The organism is Microbacterium sp. CFSPD4_SD4 (genome assembly GCF_057364585.1).
In genome coordinates this window covers 354,818-370,606 of record NZ_JBNFOC010000002.1, presented here as the reverse complement: position 1 = coordinate 370,606, position 15,789 = coordinate 354,818, and the positions used below count along the sequence as shown (strand labels likewise).

Here is a 15,789-nt window from a genome sequence, read left to right as displayed (position 1 = left end):
CGGTCAGTCGAGCAGGTCGTGGCGCACGATCACCTGATCGCGCTCCGGACCGACGCCGATCACCGAGATGCGCGTGTTGCTCATCTCCTCCAGCGCGAGCACGTAGTCCTGCGCCGTCTGCGGAAGGTCCTCGAAGGTGCGCGCGGTCGAGATGTCCTCGCTCCAGCCCGGGAAGTACTCCAGGATCGGCTTCGCGTGGTGGAAGTCGGTCTGGTTCACCGGCACCTCGTCGAACCGCTCCCCGTCCACGTCGTAGGCCACGCACACCGGGATCTTCTCGAGCCCGGTGAGGATGTCGAGCTTCGTGAGCACGAGGTCGGTGATGCCGTTGATGCGCGTGGCGTACCGCGTGATGGGGGCGTCGTACCAGCCCACGCGGCGCGGACGCCCGGTCGTGGTGCCGAACTCGAAGCCCTGCTTGCGCAGCCACTCGCCCTGCTCGTCGAACAGCTCGGTCGGGAACGGACCGGAGCCGACGCGGGTCGTGTAGGCCTTGACGATGCCCACGATGCGGTCGAGTGCGCCGGGGCCGACCCCGGAGCCGGTCGAGGCGCCGCCGGCCGTGGCCGAGGACGAGGTGACGAACGGGTAGGTGCCGTGGTCGATGTCGAGCATCGTGGCCTGGCCGCCCTCGAACACGACGACCTCGCCGCGGTTCAGGGCCTGGTCGATGAGGTAGCCCGTGTCGGCGACCATCGGACGCAGACGCTCGGCGTAGGAGAGCAGGTCGTCGACGATCTCGTCGCAGGTGACGGCGCGGCGGTTGAAGACCTTCACCAGGAGGTGGTTCTTCTGGTCGAGGGCGCCCTCGACCTTCTGGCGCAGGATGTTCTCGTCGAAGAGGTCCTGCACGCGGATGCCGACGCGGTTGATCTTGTCGGCGTAGGCCGGACCGATGCCGCGGCCGGTGGTGCCGATGTTGCGCTTGCCGAGGAAGCGCTCGGTGACCTTGTCGAGCGTGCGGTGGTACTGGGTGATGATGTGCGCGTTGGCGCTGACCTTGAGCCGCGAGACGTCGATGCCGCGGGCGGACAGGGCCTCCAGCTCGGAGAAGAGCACCTCGAGGTCGATGACCACGCCGTTGCCGATGACCGGGTTCACGCCGGGCGACAGGATGCCGGAGGGCAGCAGGTGCAGGGCGTATTTCTCATCGCCCACGACGACGGTGTGCCCGGCGTTGTTGCCGCCGTTGAACTTCACCACCCAGTCGGTGCGCTCACCGAGCAGATCGGTGGCCTTGCCCTTTCCTTCGTCGCCCCACTGCACGCCGACGATAACGATTCCTGGCATGGGTAACCCCTTGGCTTTCGCCGGGTTTGCACCGGCCGATGAGCTGGCCCTCTTCGGGCGCTCCCATCCTATCGGCAGGCCTCGGACAGCCCCCGGGAAGGCCGATACGGGACGGAACACGCACCTTCCCGGGGCCGCGGAGGCACCTTTTCGGTCCCGCATCGTGCCGGGCGGGACGGCAGAGGGGGCCGCTACAGTGGCGACGGAGGTGGCGATGACGCGGTGGTGGCCCTATGTCCGACTCTCGGCGGCGGCGCTCGCGGTGGCGGCGATCGTCGCGCAGCTCGTGCGCACGCTGGAGATCGCCCTCGCCGCGGACACCGCGTGGGGCGCGCACCTGCCCACCGTGTTAGCGAACTTCTTCAGCTTCTTCACGATCCTCTCCAACGTGCTGGCCGCGGTGGTGCTGGCCGTCGGCGGGATCTGGGGGCTGACGCACCGCGACGCGAGAGTCGAGCCGACGTGGCTGGCGACGCTGCTCGTGTGCGCGAGCACCTACATGATCGTCACGGGCGTCGTCTACAACACGCTGCTCCGCGGGATCGCGCTGCCGCAGGGGGCCACGGTCGCCTGGTCGAACGAGGTGCTGCACGTCGTCATCCCGCTCGTCCTGCTCGCCGACGTACTGTTCGCGCCGCGTCGTCGGGCGCTCGGCTGGGGCACCGTAGGGATCGCCGCGGTCTTCCCGATCGTGTGGGTCGTCTACACCCTGCTCCGCGCGAACCTCGTGACCGCACCCGCGACCGGGAACCCGTGGTGGTACCCGTACCCCTTCCTCGATCCCGCGCTGAACGGCGGCTACGGCGGCGTCGCGCTCTGGGTGCTCCTCATCGCCGCGATCATCCTCGCCACGGCCGCGCTCGTCGTGGGGATCGGGCGGCGTCGGGCCCGGCCGTGACCCACCCCTTCCCGTGCGCCCCACCCCCTTGCGGACGTACGAAAAGGGGTGGGACGACCGGAAGGGGGTGGGTCGGCGATCAGACGAGGAGCGCGTCGGCCTCGAGATAGCGTTCGAGGGAGTCGTCGAGCTCGTCCAGCCACGGGGTGTGGTGTGCGGCGGCGAGCGTCCCGGTCATGACCGAGGGGTACACGCGGTCGCGGTAGCCCATGATGTCGGCCTTCTTGTCGTGCTTCCAGGCGAGGAAGATCTCCACGACGCGATCGAGGTCGAACGCCGGATAGTCGGTGCACTCCAGCAGGTCGCGGATGTAGTCGGCCTGGAAGCGGATCTCCGTCGCCGCCGAGTCGATCTCCGCGAACCGCTTCCGCCACGCGGCGATGGACGCGGCGCGCTCGCCCTCGTCGGGCAGGGCGATCCGGCCCAGGATGACGTCGCGCACGAACCACGCCTGCGCGTCGAACATGTTGAACGTGAACCACTGGTCCTGCGCGCCGAGGTAGGCGAGGCGCGGGTTGCCCTGCCAGAGCACGCCCCGGTACAGCCCGTCGGGGTAGACGTTGTTCGGCGAGGACAGGGCGAGCTCCGCGGGCAGGAACGGGTACTTGTGCAGGTAGCCGGTGCAGAGGATGACCGCGTCGACCTCCTTCGAGGTGCCGTCGGCGAAGTGCACGGTGCGGCCCTCGAAGCGCTCGACGCACGGACGCTCCTCGAAGCCCTCCGGCCAGTCGTAGCCCATCGGCGCGGTCCGGTAGCTCGCGGTGACCGAGCGGGCGCCCATCTTGAAGGCCTGGCTGCCGATGTCCTCCGCCGAATAGCTCGACCCGATCACGAGCACGTCCCGCCCGGCGAGGGCCTCCGCGCCCCGGAAGTCGTGCGCGTGGGCGACGGATCCGGGGAAGGTCTCGATGCCGTCGAAGTGCGGCACGTTCGGGAAGGAGAAGTGTCCGCTGGCCACGACGACCCGGTCGAACTCCTCCGTGGTCGTGCGTCCGGTCGGCAGGTGCTCGCTGGTGAGACGGAACACCTCACGGTCCTCGTCGAACTCCACCCAGCGCACCACGGTCTCGAAGCGGATGAGGTCGCGCACCTGCGTCTTCGCGAGGCGCCCGGCGATGTAGTCCCACAGCACCGGACGCGGCGGGTACGACGAGATCGGCCGTCCGAAGTGCTCGTCGAAGGTGTAGTCGGCGAACTCCAGGGCCTCCTTCGGGCCGTTCGACCACAGGTTGCGGTACATGCTGGAGTGCACGGGCTCGCCGTACTCGTCCAGCCCGGTGCGCCAGGTGTAGTTCCACTGGCCGCCCCAGTCGGCCTGCTTCTCGAAGCAGACCAGTTCGGGGATCTCCGCCCCCGCACGGGCCGCGGACTCGAAGGCCCGCAGCTGCGCCATCCCCGAGGGGCCGGCGCCGATGATCGCTACTCGTTCACTGTTCGTCACGTATCGTCCTCAAACTCTTCCGTCATGTATCGGGCGCAGCCGTATCCGGGAGAGGAGGACAGTTCTTCCCCGGTGGGAGCGGAACGCTCGACCTGCCCGGACAGTGGCTGCTCTTCGACGTTAGCAGTGCCCCGCGGCGACCCTGGCGGGAATGCGACGACGGCTGTCGCTTCCGCGCATCGCCGATGTCGGCGGCCGGTGCCAGGATCGGACGGTGCGGCAGGACATCAGGGCATCGGAGCGGCTCGACCCGCAGGGCTCGCCGGCGCGATCGCGCGGCGCCCTGGTCCTGCTCGCGGCCGCGGTGACGGTGGTGCTCTGGGCCTCGGCCTTCATCGGGATCCGTGGCGCAGGACCGCACTACGACCCCGGGGCCTTGGCGCTGCTGCGCATGGCCGTGGGCACCCTCGTGCTGACGATCATCGCGCTGCGGCACGGCATCCGGCTCCCGGAGCGCCGCCACTGGCTGCTGATCGCCGCGTGGGGTGTCGGATGGTTCTGCATCTACAACCTGGCCCTCAACAGTGCCGAACGGACCCTCGACGCCGGGACCGCCGCGATGGTCGTGAACCTGGCGCCGCTCATGGTCGTCGTCTTCAGCGGTCTCTTCCTCCGGGAGGGATTCCCCCGCCCCCTGGTGCTCGGCGCCCCCATCGCCTTCCTCGGGGTGGTCCTCATCGGCATGAACTCCACCAGCAGCACCGGCCCCGACCTCACGGGCCTCCTGCTGGCCCTTCTCGCCGCGGTCATGTACGCGGGGTGCACCCTGCTGCAGAAACACCTGCTCACCTCGGGGGTCGACGCCACCACGCTGACCTGGCTCGGGGCGGCCGCCGGCACGATCGCCCTGATTCCCTGGCTCGGCGCGTTGATCGCCGACGTGCAGACGGCGCCCCTCGACGCGACGCTGTGGGTGGTCTACCTCGGCATCTTCCCCACCGCCATCGCCTTCACCACCTGGGCGTACGTGCTGCAGCGCAGCACCGCGGGGAAGACCTCCGCGACGACCTACGTGGTCCCGGCCCTCGCCATCCTCCTGTCGTGGCTGATCCTCGGGGAGGTGCCCACCCCGCTCATGTTCGTGGGCGGCGCGCTGTGCCTGCTCGGCGTGCTCATCACGCGTCTGCGATGGCACCCGCGGACAGGGGAAGCGGTTCGACCTGGTCGAACTCGCTCCTCCGGGGAATAGCTCCGACCGCCCTGGAGAGCGCAGCGGCCACCGCCGTCCCCGCGAGGATGGCGAGAGGCACCCCGACCGCAAGGTAGTAACCGGCGTACTCCAGAAGCGCTCCGGCCAGCAGAGGCGCGGCACCGCCGGCGAGCGCTCCGAGCAAGGACGAAAGCGACAGCACGCGACCGCGGATCTGGTCGGGGATGATCAACGCGAGGTACGACCCCTGCACGGCGTTGAGAGGTATCAACGGCATCGAGGCGACGAAGCCGATGACCGCCACAGCGGGAACGCTCTGAGTAACGAGAAGAGCGGTGAACGCCAGAGTGATCATGCAGATCGATAGGCGCACGATCGCGCGCCCGCTGTATCGGCGGAGTATCCATCCCGCGACGGCTCCACCTGCGAGCACGCCTGCGCCCTGCATGGTCTGGATGGTTCCGATCTGCCACGCGGGGGTGCCTGTCTGTTGCTGGCTGAGCACGATGGTCATTCCACAGGCACCCAGGCAGAAGTTGACCAGCACGATCAGACCAATGAGGGTTCGCGGTTGACGCCACACCGCCAGCCAACGACGACCTGCGGCGAGCGATCGCACCCCCGCTTCGTCACCGAGGCCCTCGGGGCTGAGGTCCTTACGTATCGCGAGGGCGGATCCGACTTCTCCGAGCCGAGCGACCGCCGAGACGATCAGCGGCAACGAAGGGTGCACACCGAAGAGCAGCCCCGATACCGGTGCCGCCGCAAGCCGGATGGCTGCGTCGCGAGACTGGTTGGCTGCGGATGCCTCGGCCAGGAATCGCTTCCCGACGATGCGCGGGAGCGCGACGTCCGTGACCGTGAAGAAGAGCCCCACGACGAGCCCCTCTCCTGCCGCGATCACGATGAGCACAGCTGTCGTCAGCGTGCCCGTGACGTACATCGCCGACAGCCCTGCGTAGATCGCGAACGCGGACGCGCCCGACCAGATCATCAGCCTTCGGGCGTCGAACCTGTCGGCGAGAACGCCACCAGGAAGGGTCGACACCGCCCGCGCGACGGCCGAGACAGTGCCGATCAGCCCTGCGAGAAAGGCGTCGGATGTGACGTAGTAGCCGAGAAGAGTGAAGGCGAAGGCCCCGATGCTCAAGCCGACTTGGGTGAGCGTGTCACCGGCGAACCACGCCCGATAGTCGCGGACGCGCCAGAGACCCAGCCGAGGCGGATTCACAGCGGGTCGGCATCGAAGATGTAGTCGAACTGGGAGTCGCCCGATCCGCACGTCGGGCAGCCCGGGTGTCGATCCCAGTTCATGATGATGCGGAGCGCTCCTGTGATGTAGTTCACCTCGACCTGTCGGCCGAGACCCAAAGGGGCCGCGTATCCGGTGATCAGGCGCATCGCCTCGTCCACGCCGAAGGACGTGAGCCTCTGAATGTGCGGCGCAATCGCCGCGGTCGCCGCGTCTCTCGCCGGCGACATCAGTGCATGGAACTGCCGCAGGAAGCCATCCGTGTTGAGTTCGTCGAAGATGTGCAAGCAATCGAGGCAGCCGGACTCTCGCGGAACCACCGAGAAGAAGCGGCCGCTGGTGTGCTGAGTGAGCATGATGACGACGGGGATTCCGAGTCGCACCGCCGCGGCGTTCGCACGGCGTTGGGCAATGAACCGAGGCTCATCGATGGCGCAGATGATGACGTCGGCTCCCCGCGCAACCCGAACGATGTCGTCCACCGAGGCGACCTTCAGATCGAACACCTCGACATCGACGTCCGGAGCGAACGCTCGACAATACTCTGCGCTTACGTCGGTCTTCTTCCGCCCGATATCACTCGTCCGGAACAGAGTCTGCCGGTTGAGGTTGCTCTCATCTACGACGTCATAGTCGAGGATGGTGAGCTTTCGGAGGCCGCACGCCAAAAGCTGCGGGAGGCTTGCGCTTCCGCCCCCTCCGAGCCCGAGCAGAACGACATGAGACTCGCGGAGAACATGCTGGGCACGATTCGCCGCTGCCTGCGTATTCTCGGCGGCGGCCGCAAAGAACGTCTGATTGGCCTCCAGCCGAACGGGCAGGCTGTCGTAAGAGCACGCGTCCTCGATGAGGCCGCTTGCGTCGAGATACTGGATCCCCTCGCGCACGTCGTCTTCAGACAGGTCGCCGAGGGCTTGGCACGCCTCTCGAAGGACGTCGCCGTACTCACGCCTGCCGTCGAGCAGCGGTAACAGGACGCGCAATTGGCCCTGCGGGTCGGTGAGCTCCTTCGTGATCCCCTGCTGCGCGCCGATGCGGACGACATCGTCAGCGAGCCAATAGATGGGTAGCGCTCTTTTGATCTGCGGTCGCATGAAGTTCCTTTCGGCCCCGTATCGCTCGACCGAGTAAGCCGAGCGATACGGGGTGGCGTGCGCGTTCTCAGAGAACACCCCAGCTGATGTCACGTTCCTTGGTTGCCCGAACTGTGAACGACATAGCTCCTCCTCTCGCATAGTCGGGTCGGTATCGAACGAGCCAAGTATCAGCGGGTAAAACGTTGCATGTCAATGGAGACAGTGGAGCAGACTCATCCGGCCGCTTAGCGGCGACCTCCGCGCAGGTTGCGATTACGCTGGTCGGCGGAGGGGCGCGCCGTGCGGGCCCGCGTGTGACCGAGGGAGACGAAGACCGATGACCGACGCCGACGCGCAGACCCCGCCGACGATCTCCGCACCCCCGCCGCCCCCCGCGTCCGCCGCGCCGATCGCCGCCGCGGCCCCCGCCGCCGCTCCGACCGACGCCGAGATGGCGCGCGCCGGTGCCGTGCTGCAGACGATCTCCGACGCGTACTCCGCGAAGATGGTGGGCCAGGAGCGCCTGCGCACCAGCCTGCTCGTGGCGCTCATCGCCGGCGGTCATATCCTCCTGGAGAGCGTGCCCGGCCTGGCCAAGACCACCGCCGCCAGCACGCTCGCCGACACCGTGAAGGCGAAGTTCAAGCGCATCCAGTGCACGCCCGACCTCCTGCCGAGCGACATCACGGGCAACCAGATCTACGACGCCGCGACGGGCAGCTTCCGGACGGTGCTCGGCCCCGTGCACGCGAACTTCGTGCTGCTCGACGAGATCAACCGCTCCAGCGCCAAGACCCAGAGCGCCATGCTCGAGGCGATGCAGGAGCACCAGACCACCATCGGCGGTGAGATCCACCCGCTGCCGAAGCCGTTCCTCGTGATCGCGACGCAGAACCCCATCGAGCAGGAGGGTACCTACGAGCTGCCCGAGGCGCAGATGGACCGGTTCCTCCTCAAGGAGATCGTGGAGTACCCGAGCCCGGCGGAGGAGTTCGAGATCCTCAGCCGCATCGACTCGGGAGTGCTCGACCCCGACCGGCACGTGCACAGCGCCGTCACCCTGGATGACGTGCACCTGCTGCAGGACGTCGCGAGCCGCATCTACGTCGACCCCGCGATCCGCAACTACATCGTGTCGATCGCGTATGTGACCCGGAATCCCGCGCCGTACATCGGGGAGGAGCGCGCCCGCTTCATCAAGTACGGCGCGAGCCCTCGGGCCAGCATCGCCTTCCTCCAGGCCTCCCGCGCCCTCGCCCTCCTCAGCGGCCGGACCCACGTCCTTCCCGAGGACATCCGCGCCCTGCGCCACCTCGTGCTGCGGCACCGCGTGCTGCTGACGTTCGAGGCCGACGCCGAGGGCATCCGCAGCGAGGAGATCATCGACCAGATCTTCGCCGCCGTGCCCACCCCCTGACCCGCCGACACGTCCAGGGATCCCGCGCCCGATGCCCAGCCTCATCACGCAGGTGAAGAGCAAGCTCTTCATCCACTCGAACCGCAAGTCGCTGCACGCGCTCGACGGTGCCTACGCGTCGTTGCTGCACGGGCGGAGCCTCGACTTCGAGGACCTGCGCAAGTACGAGTACGGCGACCAGGTGCGCGACATCGACTGGCGCGCGACCGCCCGCCTGGGCACACCGTTGGTCAAGCGGTCGCGGGCCACGCGCATGCATACGGTGATGTTCGTCGTCGACACGGGACGCTCGATGACCGCTCTCGCCGCGGACGAGCGCTCGAAGAAGGACCTGGCCATCCTGGCGACGGGAGCCCTCGGGGTGCTGACACTCCGGCACGGCGACGACTTCACGGTCGTCTACGGCGACGCCTCCCGCGTCCGCCGGCTGGCGCCGGGGCGCAGCGAGGGCGCCCTCGAACACGCGCTGCGGACGATCGACCGCGCGGTCGACGACGCGGCGGCCCCCAGCGATCGCGACGCCCTGCTGTCCTTCGTCACGCGGACGATCGCGCGGCGGATGATCGTCGTCGTGCTCACCGACGAGGCCCCGGTCACCACGGAGACCGAGCGCCTGCTGCGCCGCCTGCGCGTGCAGCACGACGTGCTCTGGCTCACCCTGCGCGACGCCGAACCGGTGCTCGACCATCGTTCCGCCCGGCTGCGCGCCGACGTCGACAGCCTCTGGGAGGTCCCCGATTTCATCCAGGGCGACCGCACGATCGTGAACGAGCTCCGTGCGCAGCGGGCGGCCGACGCCGCCCGACTCGCCGACCTGCTCACGCGGATGGAGATCAGTCACGCCGCGCTCGACGGTCAGGACGACGCCGTTCCGCAGCTGCTGCACCTGTTGAACCGGAGGTCCGATGCCCGGTTCTGACGAGCTCTACCCGCCCGCGCAGTACGGGTGGGGATGGATGCTGCTCGCCCTTGGCATCCTGGCCCTGCTGATCGTCGGCACGTGGCTGCTGTTCCGGCTCACGCGCCCCCGCACCGCCGCCTCCGCAGCGGCCTCGGGTGCCGGTCAGCCGTCCACGCTCGACGTGCTGTCTGCTCTGCGCTCGGAGTACCTCGACCGCATCGACCGCGTCGAGCACGACTACCGGGACCGCCATCTCTCCGCGCGGCAGGCGAACCTGGAGCTGAGCCGCGTCGTGCGCACGTTCGTCAACGAGTACAGCGGTCTGGAAGCACCGGTGCTCACCCTCGACGACCTCGTCTCCCGCGGCGTGCACCCGGCGCTCATCGACGCGATGGGCCGCCACTACTATCCGAGCATCTTCCGGCAGGGACCCGCCATCGATCCGGCCGCCGGCGCCGAAGCCGCCAGGACGGTGGTGCGCGCGTGGCACTAGCGAACGTCTGGATGCTGGTCCTGGCCGCGTCGGTCGTCGTCGCCGCGGTGGCGGTCGGCCTCGCGGTCGGCCTGCGCCGTCACCGGGACCGGCGCGCGGCGGACACCGCTCGCGTGGCCAGGGCGGAGCGGCTGCGAGCGCTGCCGTCCTTCCGCCAGGCGCTGTCCCGTCGCGCCGTCGCCCTGACGGGTCTGCTCGCCCTCGGTGCGGGGGCCGCGCTGGTCGCCGGCGTCGTGGCCGCGCGTCCGATGTCCGCCCAGACGATCCAACCCGTCGACACGAGCCGCGACATCATGCTCTGCCTGGACGTTTCGGGGTCGATGTCGGAGGTCGACGTCGAGGTGCTCTCCGTGTTCGACGAGCTGCTCGACGGCTTCGAGGGCGAGCGCATCGGCCTGACGATCTTCAACAGCTCTCCCGTGCAGATCTTCCCCCTCACCGACGACTACGACTTCATCCGCGAGCACCTCGCGAGCATGATGTCGAGCTTCGACTACGTGGACGAGATCCCGGAGCACTGGCTGGGCACGCTCAACGGCGACGGCGCCTCCCTCATCGGCGACGGACTCGCGGCCTGCACCATGGGCTTCGATCACCCGGACGACGACCGGTCGCGGTCGGTGATCTTCGCGACGGACAACGAGATCAACGGTGCCTCGATCGTGACGCTCGACGAGGCCGCGGCGTATGCGGCCTCGAAGGACGTGCGGGTGTTCGCGATCAACCCGGTCGAGGGCAAGGACGCCGACGTCAGCGCCGAGCTGGCCGCCGCCGCCGAGGCCACGGGAGGCGCCGCCTACGGGCTCCGCGACACGACCACGGTCGGGGACATCATCGACGAGGTCCAGAAGCAGGAGGCCACGGCGCTGCGCGGCGAGGCGCAGGTGGTCTGGACGGACACCCCGAACCTGTGGATCGCCGTCCTGTCGGTCCTCGCGCTCGGCTTCGTCGTGCTGGTGTGGAGGGTGCGCCTGTGATCTTCCAGCCCGTGCTCCCCGTGTTCCTCATCCTGCTGCTGTGCGCCGGCGTCGCCGGCGTGGCGGTCTGGATGCTCGTGCGTGCTCCGCGGGCCGGGGGCGAGGTCGTGACCGACCGACGCGCTCTCGCCGTGCATCGGTCCCTCTGGGCGCTGCGCCTCGTGATGGTGCTCGCCTGCGCCGTGATGCTGCTGCGGCCGGGGCTACCCGGAGGCTCCACGCAGACCCTGGCGACCGACACCGACATCGTGCTCGTCGTCGACACCACCGCGAGCATCGTGGCCGAGGACTGGGACGACGGCTCCCCCCGGATCGACGGTGTGCGCGCCGACGTGCGCGCGCTCGTGGAGGAGTACCCCGGCGCCCGCTTCGCCCTCCTCACCTCGGATGCGGCAGCCCAGCTGCGGATCCCGCTGACCACCGACACCACCGCCCTGCTCGGCTCACTCGACGTGCTGCGCCCCGAGGTCACGAGCCAGTCGCGTGGCAGCTCGATCGGCGTGGCCGCTCCGCTGCTGAGCGAGACCCTCGCCGCCGCGGCGGAGTCGTCGCCGGACCGTTCGCGCATGGTCTTCTACTTCGGCGACGGCGAGCAGACCACGGGGTCCGCCCCGGAGTCCTTCGCCGACAGCGCGCGCTACACCGACGCCGGAGCCGTCTTCGGATACGGGACGGCGGAGGGCGGGCCCATGCGCGTGACGACGGGGGGCCTCGATCAGAGTGACTCCGAGTACATCCAGTACCAGGGTGCGGACGCGCTGTCCGTCATCGACGAGGGCAACCTCGAGACGATCGCCGGGCAGCTCGGCGTCGAGTACGAGCGCCGGGAGGCGGATGTCGCCCCGTCGCTCCCCGCCGCACCGTCGAGCACCACGGCCTACGCGGACGCCGGCGAGGTGGGCACCGTGATCGAGTTGTACTGGGTCGCCGCGCTGGTCGTCCTCGCCGCGCTCGGCGTGGAGCTCACGCGCGCGACGATCCTGGTCGCCCGGCTCCGCGGGCTGCGCGCTCCCCGCTCGGCACGGCCCGCTCCACTCGACACCCCCTGACAGGCCCCGAGACCCCGGGCATCCGTGCGGGTACGGCGTGTACTCCGCGTCCGGCGATGGTATTGTGTTACCCGCCGGAGGCTTTTGTGCCTTCGGTGGGGGTTCGTCGGGACGAACCGCCGCGGTCCGAGCATCTCTGGGGGAGCTCTCGCGGTCGATCGTCCGACGATGTCGTGCCGACGTGGGGTCGGCCATCGAATGACTGGGGAACACACATGGGGAACAGTGCTGTCTGGAAGCGCGCACGCACGGGCGTGGCCGGGGCGATCGTGGGGGTGATGGTCACCGCGGGACTGGTCGCCCTCGGCGGCGGTGCCGCCGCGGCGGCCGACGATCCGGGCGGACTGCCTCCGCTGCTGCAGCGGGACGAGAACGTCGTCACCTCCGATCCGATCCCGACCGTGCAGATCGACAACGGGTACGTCTGGGCCCAGACGACGATCGGCTCGACCGTGTACGCGGTCGGCAAGTTCGACAACGCCCGCGAGCCGAAGGCCCCTCCCGGGACCGCACTGACGGCGCGCTCGAACGTCCTCGCCTACAACATCGACACCGGTGCGCTGCTGCCGTTCGCCCCGCAGGTGAACGGCGTGATCAAGGCCGTCGCCGCCTCGCCAGACGGCACCCGCATCTACATCGGCGGCTCGTTCAACAAGGTGAACGGCAAGGACCGCTGGAACATCGCCGCGATCGACGCGAAGACCGGCGAGCTCGTCCCGGGCTTCGTGCCTTCCATCGGCGGATCCGGCGTCTACGCGCTGGCGACGTCGGGCACGACGGTCTACGCGGGCGGCCTGTTCACCCAGGCCAACGGCACGCCGCGGAAGAACCTGGCCGCCTTCGACACCACCAACGGCGCCCTCCGTCCGTGGGCCCCGCAGACCGACCTCCAGGTCGATGCCATGGTCATGGACCCTGCCGGCGCGGACACGATCGTGGGCGGACGCTTCTCCCAGGTCAACGGCAACACCGAGATGCGCGGCAGCGCCTCCGTCGACAAGACCACGGGCGCCCTCAACACCGAGTGGGAGCTTGCGAAGACGGTCAAGAACGGCGCCGGCTCCGGCATCTACGCCGGCAAGGCCGGGACGTTCGGTCTCGCCACCGACGCGACCGGCGTGTACGGCACAGGCTGGGGCTTCGCCAACGCGGCGACGGGCAGCCTCGAGGGCACCTTCGCCGCCGAGGCCGGCACCGGTAAGGTGCGCTGGATCGCGGATTGCCTCGGCGACCATTACGGCGTCTACTCCACCGGCAAGGTCGTCTACACGACCAGCCACACGCACACCTGCGAGACACTGGGTCTCCACCCCGAGCAGGCGCCGCGCGTGCACCGCTACTCCGAGGCGTACACCGCTGACGCCCGCGGCACGCTGGCCCCGCAGCCCGGCGCCCCGGGCCGCAAGGACTGGGGCGGAAGCCCCGCTCCGTCGCCGTATGCCTGGTCTCCGGATTGGGCGGTCGGCGTGACGACCGGTCTGGGCCAGGCCGGTCTCTCCATCACCGGCACGGGGGACATGATCTCCATCGGCGGCGAGTTCCGCTCGGTCAACAACGGTCGGTTCGAGGGCCTCGTGCGCTTCTCGACGACCCCGCCCGGTGGCCCGAAGGACGGCCCCCGCCTCTCCGGAGACAAGTGGACACCGACGGCGACCTCGCTCGCCTCGGGCGCCGTGAAGGTCTCGATCCCGGCCAACTGGGACCGGGACGACCTGACGCTGACCTACGAGCTCCGCCGCGCCGGTTCGCCCGCTCCGCTGCTCACCACGAAGGTGGACTCCACCTGGTGGAACCTGCCCGCCGTCACCTTCGAGGACACGACGGCCCCGGTCGGCTCGCAGCAGACGTACACGTTCACGGCGACGGACGGCGACGGCAACACGGTCACGAGCAAGACGGCGACCGTCATGGTGGCCGGTTCGACCCCTCCGTACTCCGACGCCGTGCTCGCCGACGCACCGCAGCTCTACTACCCGCTGGGAACCGTCGGTCAGGACGTGGCCGGCACGAACAACCCCATCTTCCGCGCGGGGGCGAAGCCGTCGACGTCGGGCGTGCCGAAGGGAGTGGCGGGCGCCACGGCGCTCGACGGCACCGAGACGGGCCGCGTCGACACCACCACCAAGATGCCGGCGCCCGGGGCGTACTCGGCCGAGATGTGGTTCCAGACATCGACGACCAGCGGCGGACTGCTCTTCGACTTCGAGAGCTCGGCAGCGGGCTTCTCGAGGAACCACGATCGGAACGTCTACCTGTCGAACGACGGCCGCCTCAACTTCGGGGTCTACGACGGCAGCACGAAGGTCATCACGACCAAGGCCGCCTACAACGACAACCGGTGGCACCACGTGGTCGCCTCCGTGAGCCCCGAAGGGATGAAGCTCTTCGTCGACGGGCAGCTGAACGACCAGATCACCGGTGTGACCAAGGGTCAGGACTACCAGGGCTTCTGGAAGATCGGCAGCGGCAAACTCGCCAACTGGCCGAACATCCCGAAGTCGGTCTCTCTGACCGGCGCCGTCGACGAGTTCGCGGTGTACCCGTACGGACTGAGCGCCGCCCAGGTCAAGACCCACTACGCCGTCGGCACCGGCTCCATCGCCCCGGTCGCCGCGTACACGGCCACCGCGACCGGGCTCGACGTCGCGTTCGATGCGAGCACCTCCGTGCCCCCGGGATCCGCCACCATCTCGAGCTACCGCTGGGACTTCGGCGACGGGTCCACGGGCACCGGCAAGACGCCGACGCACACGTACGCGAAGCCCGGCACGTACGCGGTCACGCTCACGGTCACCGACAACCAGAACCTCGTCGGCTCGGTCACGAAGCAGATCGTCGTCCAGGGCGCGAACACCCTGCCCACGGCCTCGTTCACGCTCTCGGCCTCGGGGCTGACGGTGTCGACCGACGCGTCGGCATCGACGGACGCCGACGGCAGCGTCCGCAGCTACCGCTGGGACTGGGGCGACGGCACGACCGGCGAAGGCGCGTCGGCGACGCACACCTACGCCACCGCCGGCACGCGGACGGTCACCCTCACCGTGACGGACGACGTCGGGGGCTCGGCGACGACCACCCGGGAAGCCGTGGTGGCGGAGCCCGCGCCGCTCGCGAGCGACGAGTTCGAGCGCGCGGCGGGTCCCGGCTGGGGCGAAGCCCTCGCCGGCGGCGCCTGGAAGATCACCGGCGGATCCGCCGCCGCGACCAGCGTCGCCGACGGCTCGGGGCAGCTGAAGCTGGCCGCGGGAGACACCCGCCACGCCACGCTGAACGCCCCGTCGGTGCCGAACCCGGCGCTGGAGACGACCTTCCGCGTGGATCAGCCGTCGAGCACGGGAGGCTCCTACATCGGGGTCATCGCCCGGGACTCGTCCGCCGGCCGGTATCTCGTGCGCGCCTGGCTCCGCCCCGACGGCACGGTCTGGCTCGTGGCGCACCGCGACGGCACGCTCCTCGCGACCCGGGCACTGAACGGCGTCACGGTCACCCCGGGCACCACCTACACGCTCAAGGCGGCCGTGACGGGGGCGGACAAGGCCTCCCTCGTCGCGAAGCTCTGGGCGACCGATGCCGCGGAGCCCGCCGACTGGCAGCTGCGGGCGACCGACGCCGCCCCGCTTCCGGCGGGTGGCGTGGGTCTCAGTGGCAGCCGCTCTGCGAGCGCCACCGCACCGCTCGGCGTGTCCTTCGACACGTTCCGCGTCAGGGCGGCGGAGTAACCGGACCGCTCACGCACGGACGCCGGCCTCGATCGCCTCGGGGCCGGCGTCCGTCGTCTGGAGCCTCCCGTCCGCTGGCCGCGGATAGGATGTTCAGACGCCGACGACAGGGGAGGAGGTGCGTCG

Annotated in this window: 12 protein-coding genes; 8 read left to right on the top strand and 4 right to left on the bottom strand. The window is 69.5% G+C overall.

Annotation, left to right across the window (positions count from 1 at the left end):
* Positions 1-3: 3 nt before the first annotated feature.
* Positions 4-1,290, bottom strand: coding sequence for an adenylosuccinate synthase (locus AC2W7E_RS05835; RefSeq protein WP_025104217.1), 1,287 nt, complete (start codon positions 1,288-1,290; stop codon positions 4-6).
* 214 nt (positions 1,291-1,504) lie between these two features.
* On the opposite strand from AC2W7E_RS05835, the gene AC2W7E_RS05830 reads away from it, so the two are divergent.
* Positions 1,505-2,188: a Pr6Pr family membrane protein gene (locus AC2W7E_RS05830; RefSeq protein WP_485988719.1), complete on the top strand. Its 684-nt coding sequence runs from the start codon at positions 1,505-1,507 to the stop codon at positions 2,186-2,188.
* 79 nt (positions 2,189-2,267) lie between these two features.
* Here the strand turns inward: AC2W7E_RS05830 and AC2W7E_RS05825 are convergent, their stop codons facing one another.
* Positions 2,268-3,629 (bottom strand): NAD(P)-binding domain-containing protein, encoded by a 1,362-nt coding sequence (locus AC2W7E_RS05825; protein ID WP_378868891.1) that lies wholly within the window; start codon positions 3,627-3,629, stop codon positions 2,268-2,270.
* Between the two features lie 151 nt (positions 3,630-3,780).
* Between AC2W7E_RS05825 and AC2W7E_RS05820 the strand changes: the two genes are divergently transcribed.
* On the top strand, positions 3,781-4,818 hold the full coding sequence (locus AC2W7E_RS05820) for a DMT family transporter (RefSeq protein WP_485988718.1): 1,038 nt from the start codon (positions 3,781-3,783) through the stop codon (positions 4,816-4,818).
* Here the strand turns inward: AC2W7E_RS05820 and AC2W7E_RS05815 are convergent.
* Together AC2W7E_RS05815 and AC2W7E_RS05810 are read right to left on the bottom strand one after the other, a co-directional pair.
* Positions 4,745-6,061, bottom strand: coding sequence for an MFS transporter (locus AC2W7E_RS05815; RefSeq protein WP_485988717.1), 1,317 nt, complete (start codon positions 6,059-6,061; stop codon positions 4,745-4,747). The two genes, AC2W7E_RS05820 and AC2W7E_RS05815, sit on opposite strands and share 74 nt — an antisense overlap.
* On the bottom strand, positions 6,007-7,125 hold the full coding sequence (locus tag AC2W7E_RS05810) for a HesA/MoeB/ThiF family protein (RefSeq protein ID WP_315107051.1): 1,119 nt from the start codon (positions 7,123-7,125) through the stop codon (positions 6,007-6,009). Before AC2W7E_RS05810 ends, AC2W7E_RS05815 begins: the two co-directional genes overlap by 55 nt.
* A 391-nt stretch (positions 7,126-7,516) precedes the next feature.
* Here AC2W7E_RS05810 and AC2W7E_RS05805 point away from each other — a divergent pair, with 391 nt between their 5' ends.
* From AC2W7E_RS05805 to AC2W7E_RS05780, 6 genes are all read left to right on the top strand, one after another.
* Positions 7,517-8,524: an AAA family ATPase gene (locus AC2W7E_RS05805; protein ID WP_374754523.1), complete on the top strand. Its 1,008-nt coding sequence runs from the start codon at positions 7,517-7,519 to the stop codon at positions 8,522-8,524.
* Between the two features lie 31 nt (positions 8,525-8,555).
* Positions 8,556-9,443: a DUF58 domain-containing protein gene (locus AC2W7E_RS05800; RefSeq protein WP_136050704.1), complete on the top strand. Its 888-nt coding sequence runs from the start codon at positions 8,556-8,558 to the stop codon at positions 9,441-9,443.
* A complete protein-coding gene (locus AC2W7E_RS05795; protein ID WP_085604255.1) occupies positions 9,430-9,918 on the top strand; it encodes a hypothetical protein in 489 nt (162 codons plus the stop codon). Before AC2W7E_RS05800 ends, AC2W7E_RS05795 begins: the two co-directional genes overlap by 14 nt.
* Positions 9,909-10,895: a VWA domain-containing protein gene (locus tag AC2W7E_RS05790; RefSeq protein WP_485988716.1), complete on the top strand. Its 987-nt coding sequence runs from the start codon at positions 9,909-9,911 to the stop codon at positions 10,893-10,895. The genes AC2W7E_RS05795 and AC2W7E_RS05790 overlap by 10 nt, the downstream gene beginning before the upstream one ends.
* Positions 10,892-11,944 carry a VWA domain-containing protein gene (locus tag AC2W7E_RS05785; protein WP_485988715.1) on the top strand — a complete coding sequence of 351 codons (1,053 nt, stop codon included), beginning with the start codon at positions 10,892-10,894 and terminating at the stop codon, positions 11,942-11,944. The genes AC2W7E_RS05790 and AC2W7E_RS05785 overlap by 4 nt, the downstream gene beginning before the upstream one ends.
* 215 nt (positions 11,945-12,159) lie before the next feature.
* The gene (locus tag AC2W7E_RS05780) at positions 12,160-15,663 is read left to right on the top strand and encodes a PKD domain-containing protein (protein WP_485988714.1); all 3,504 of its coding nucleotides are present in this window, start codon (positions 12,160-12,162) and stop codon (positions 15,661-15,663) included.
* Positions 15,664-15,789: the final 126 nt, after the last annotated feature.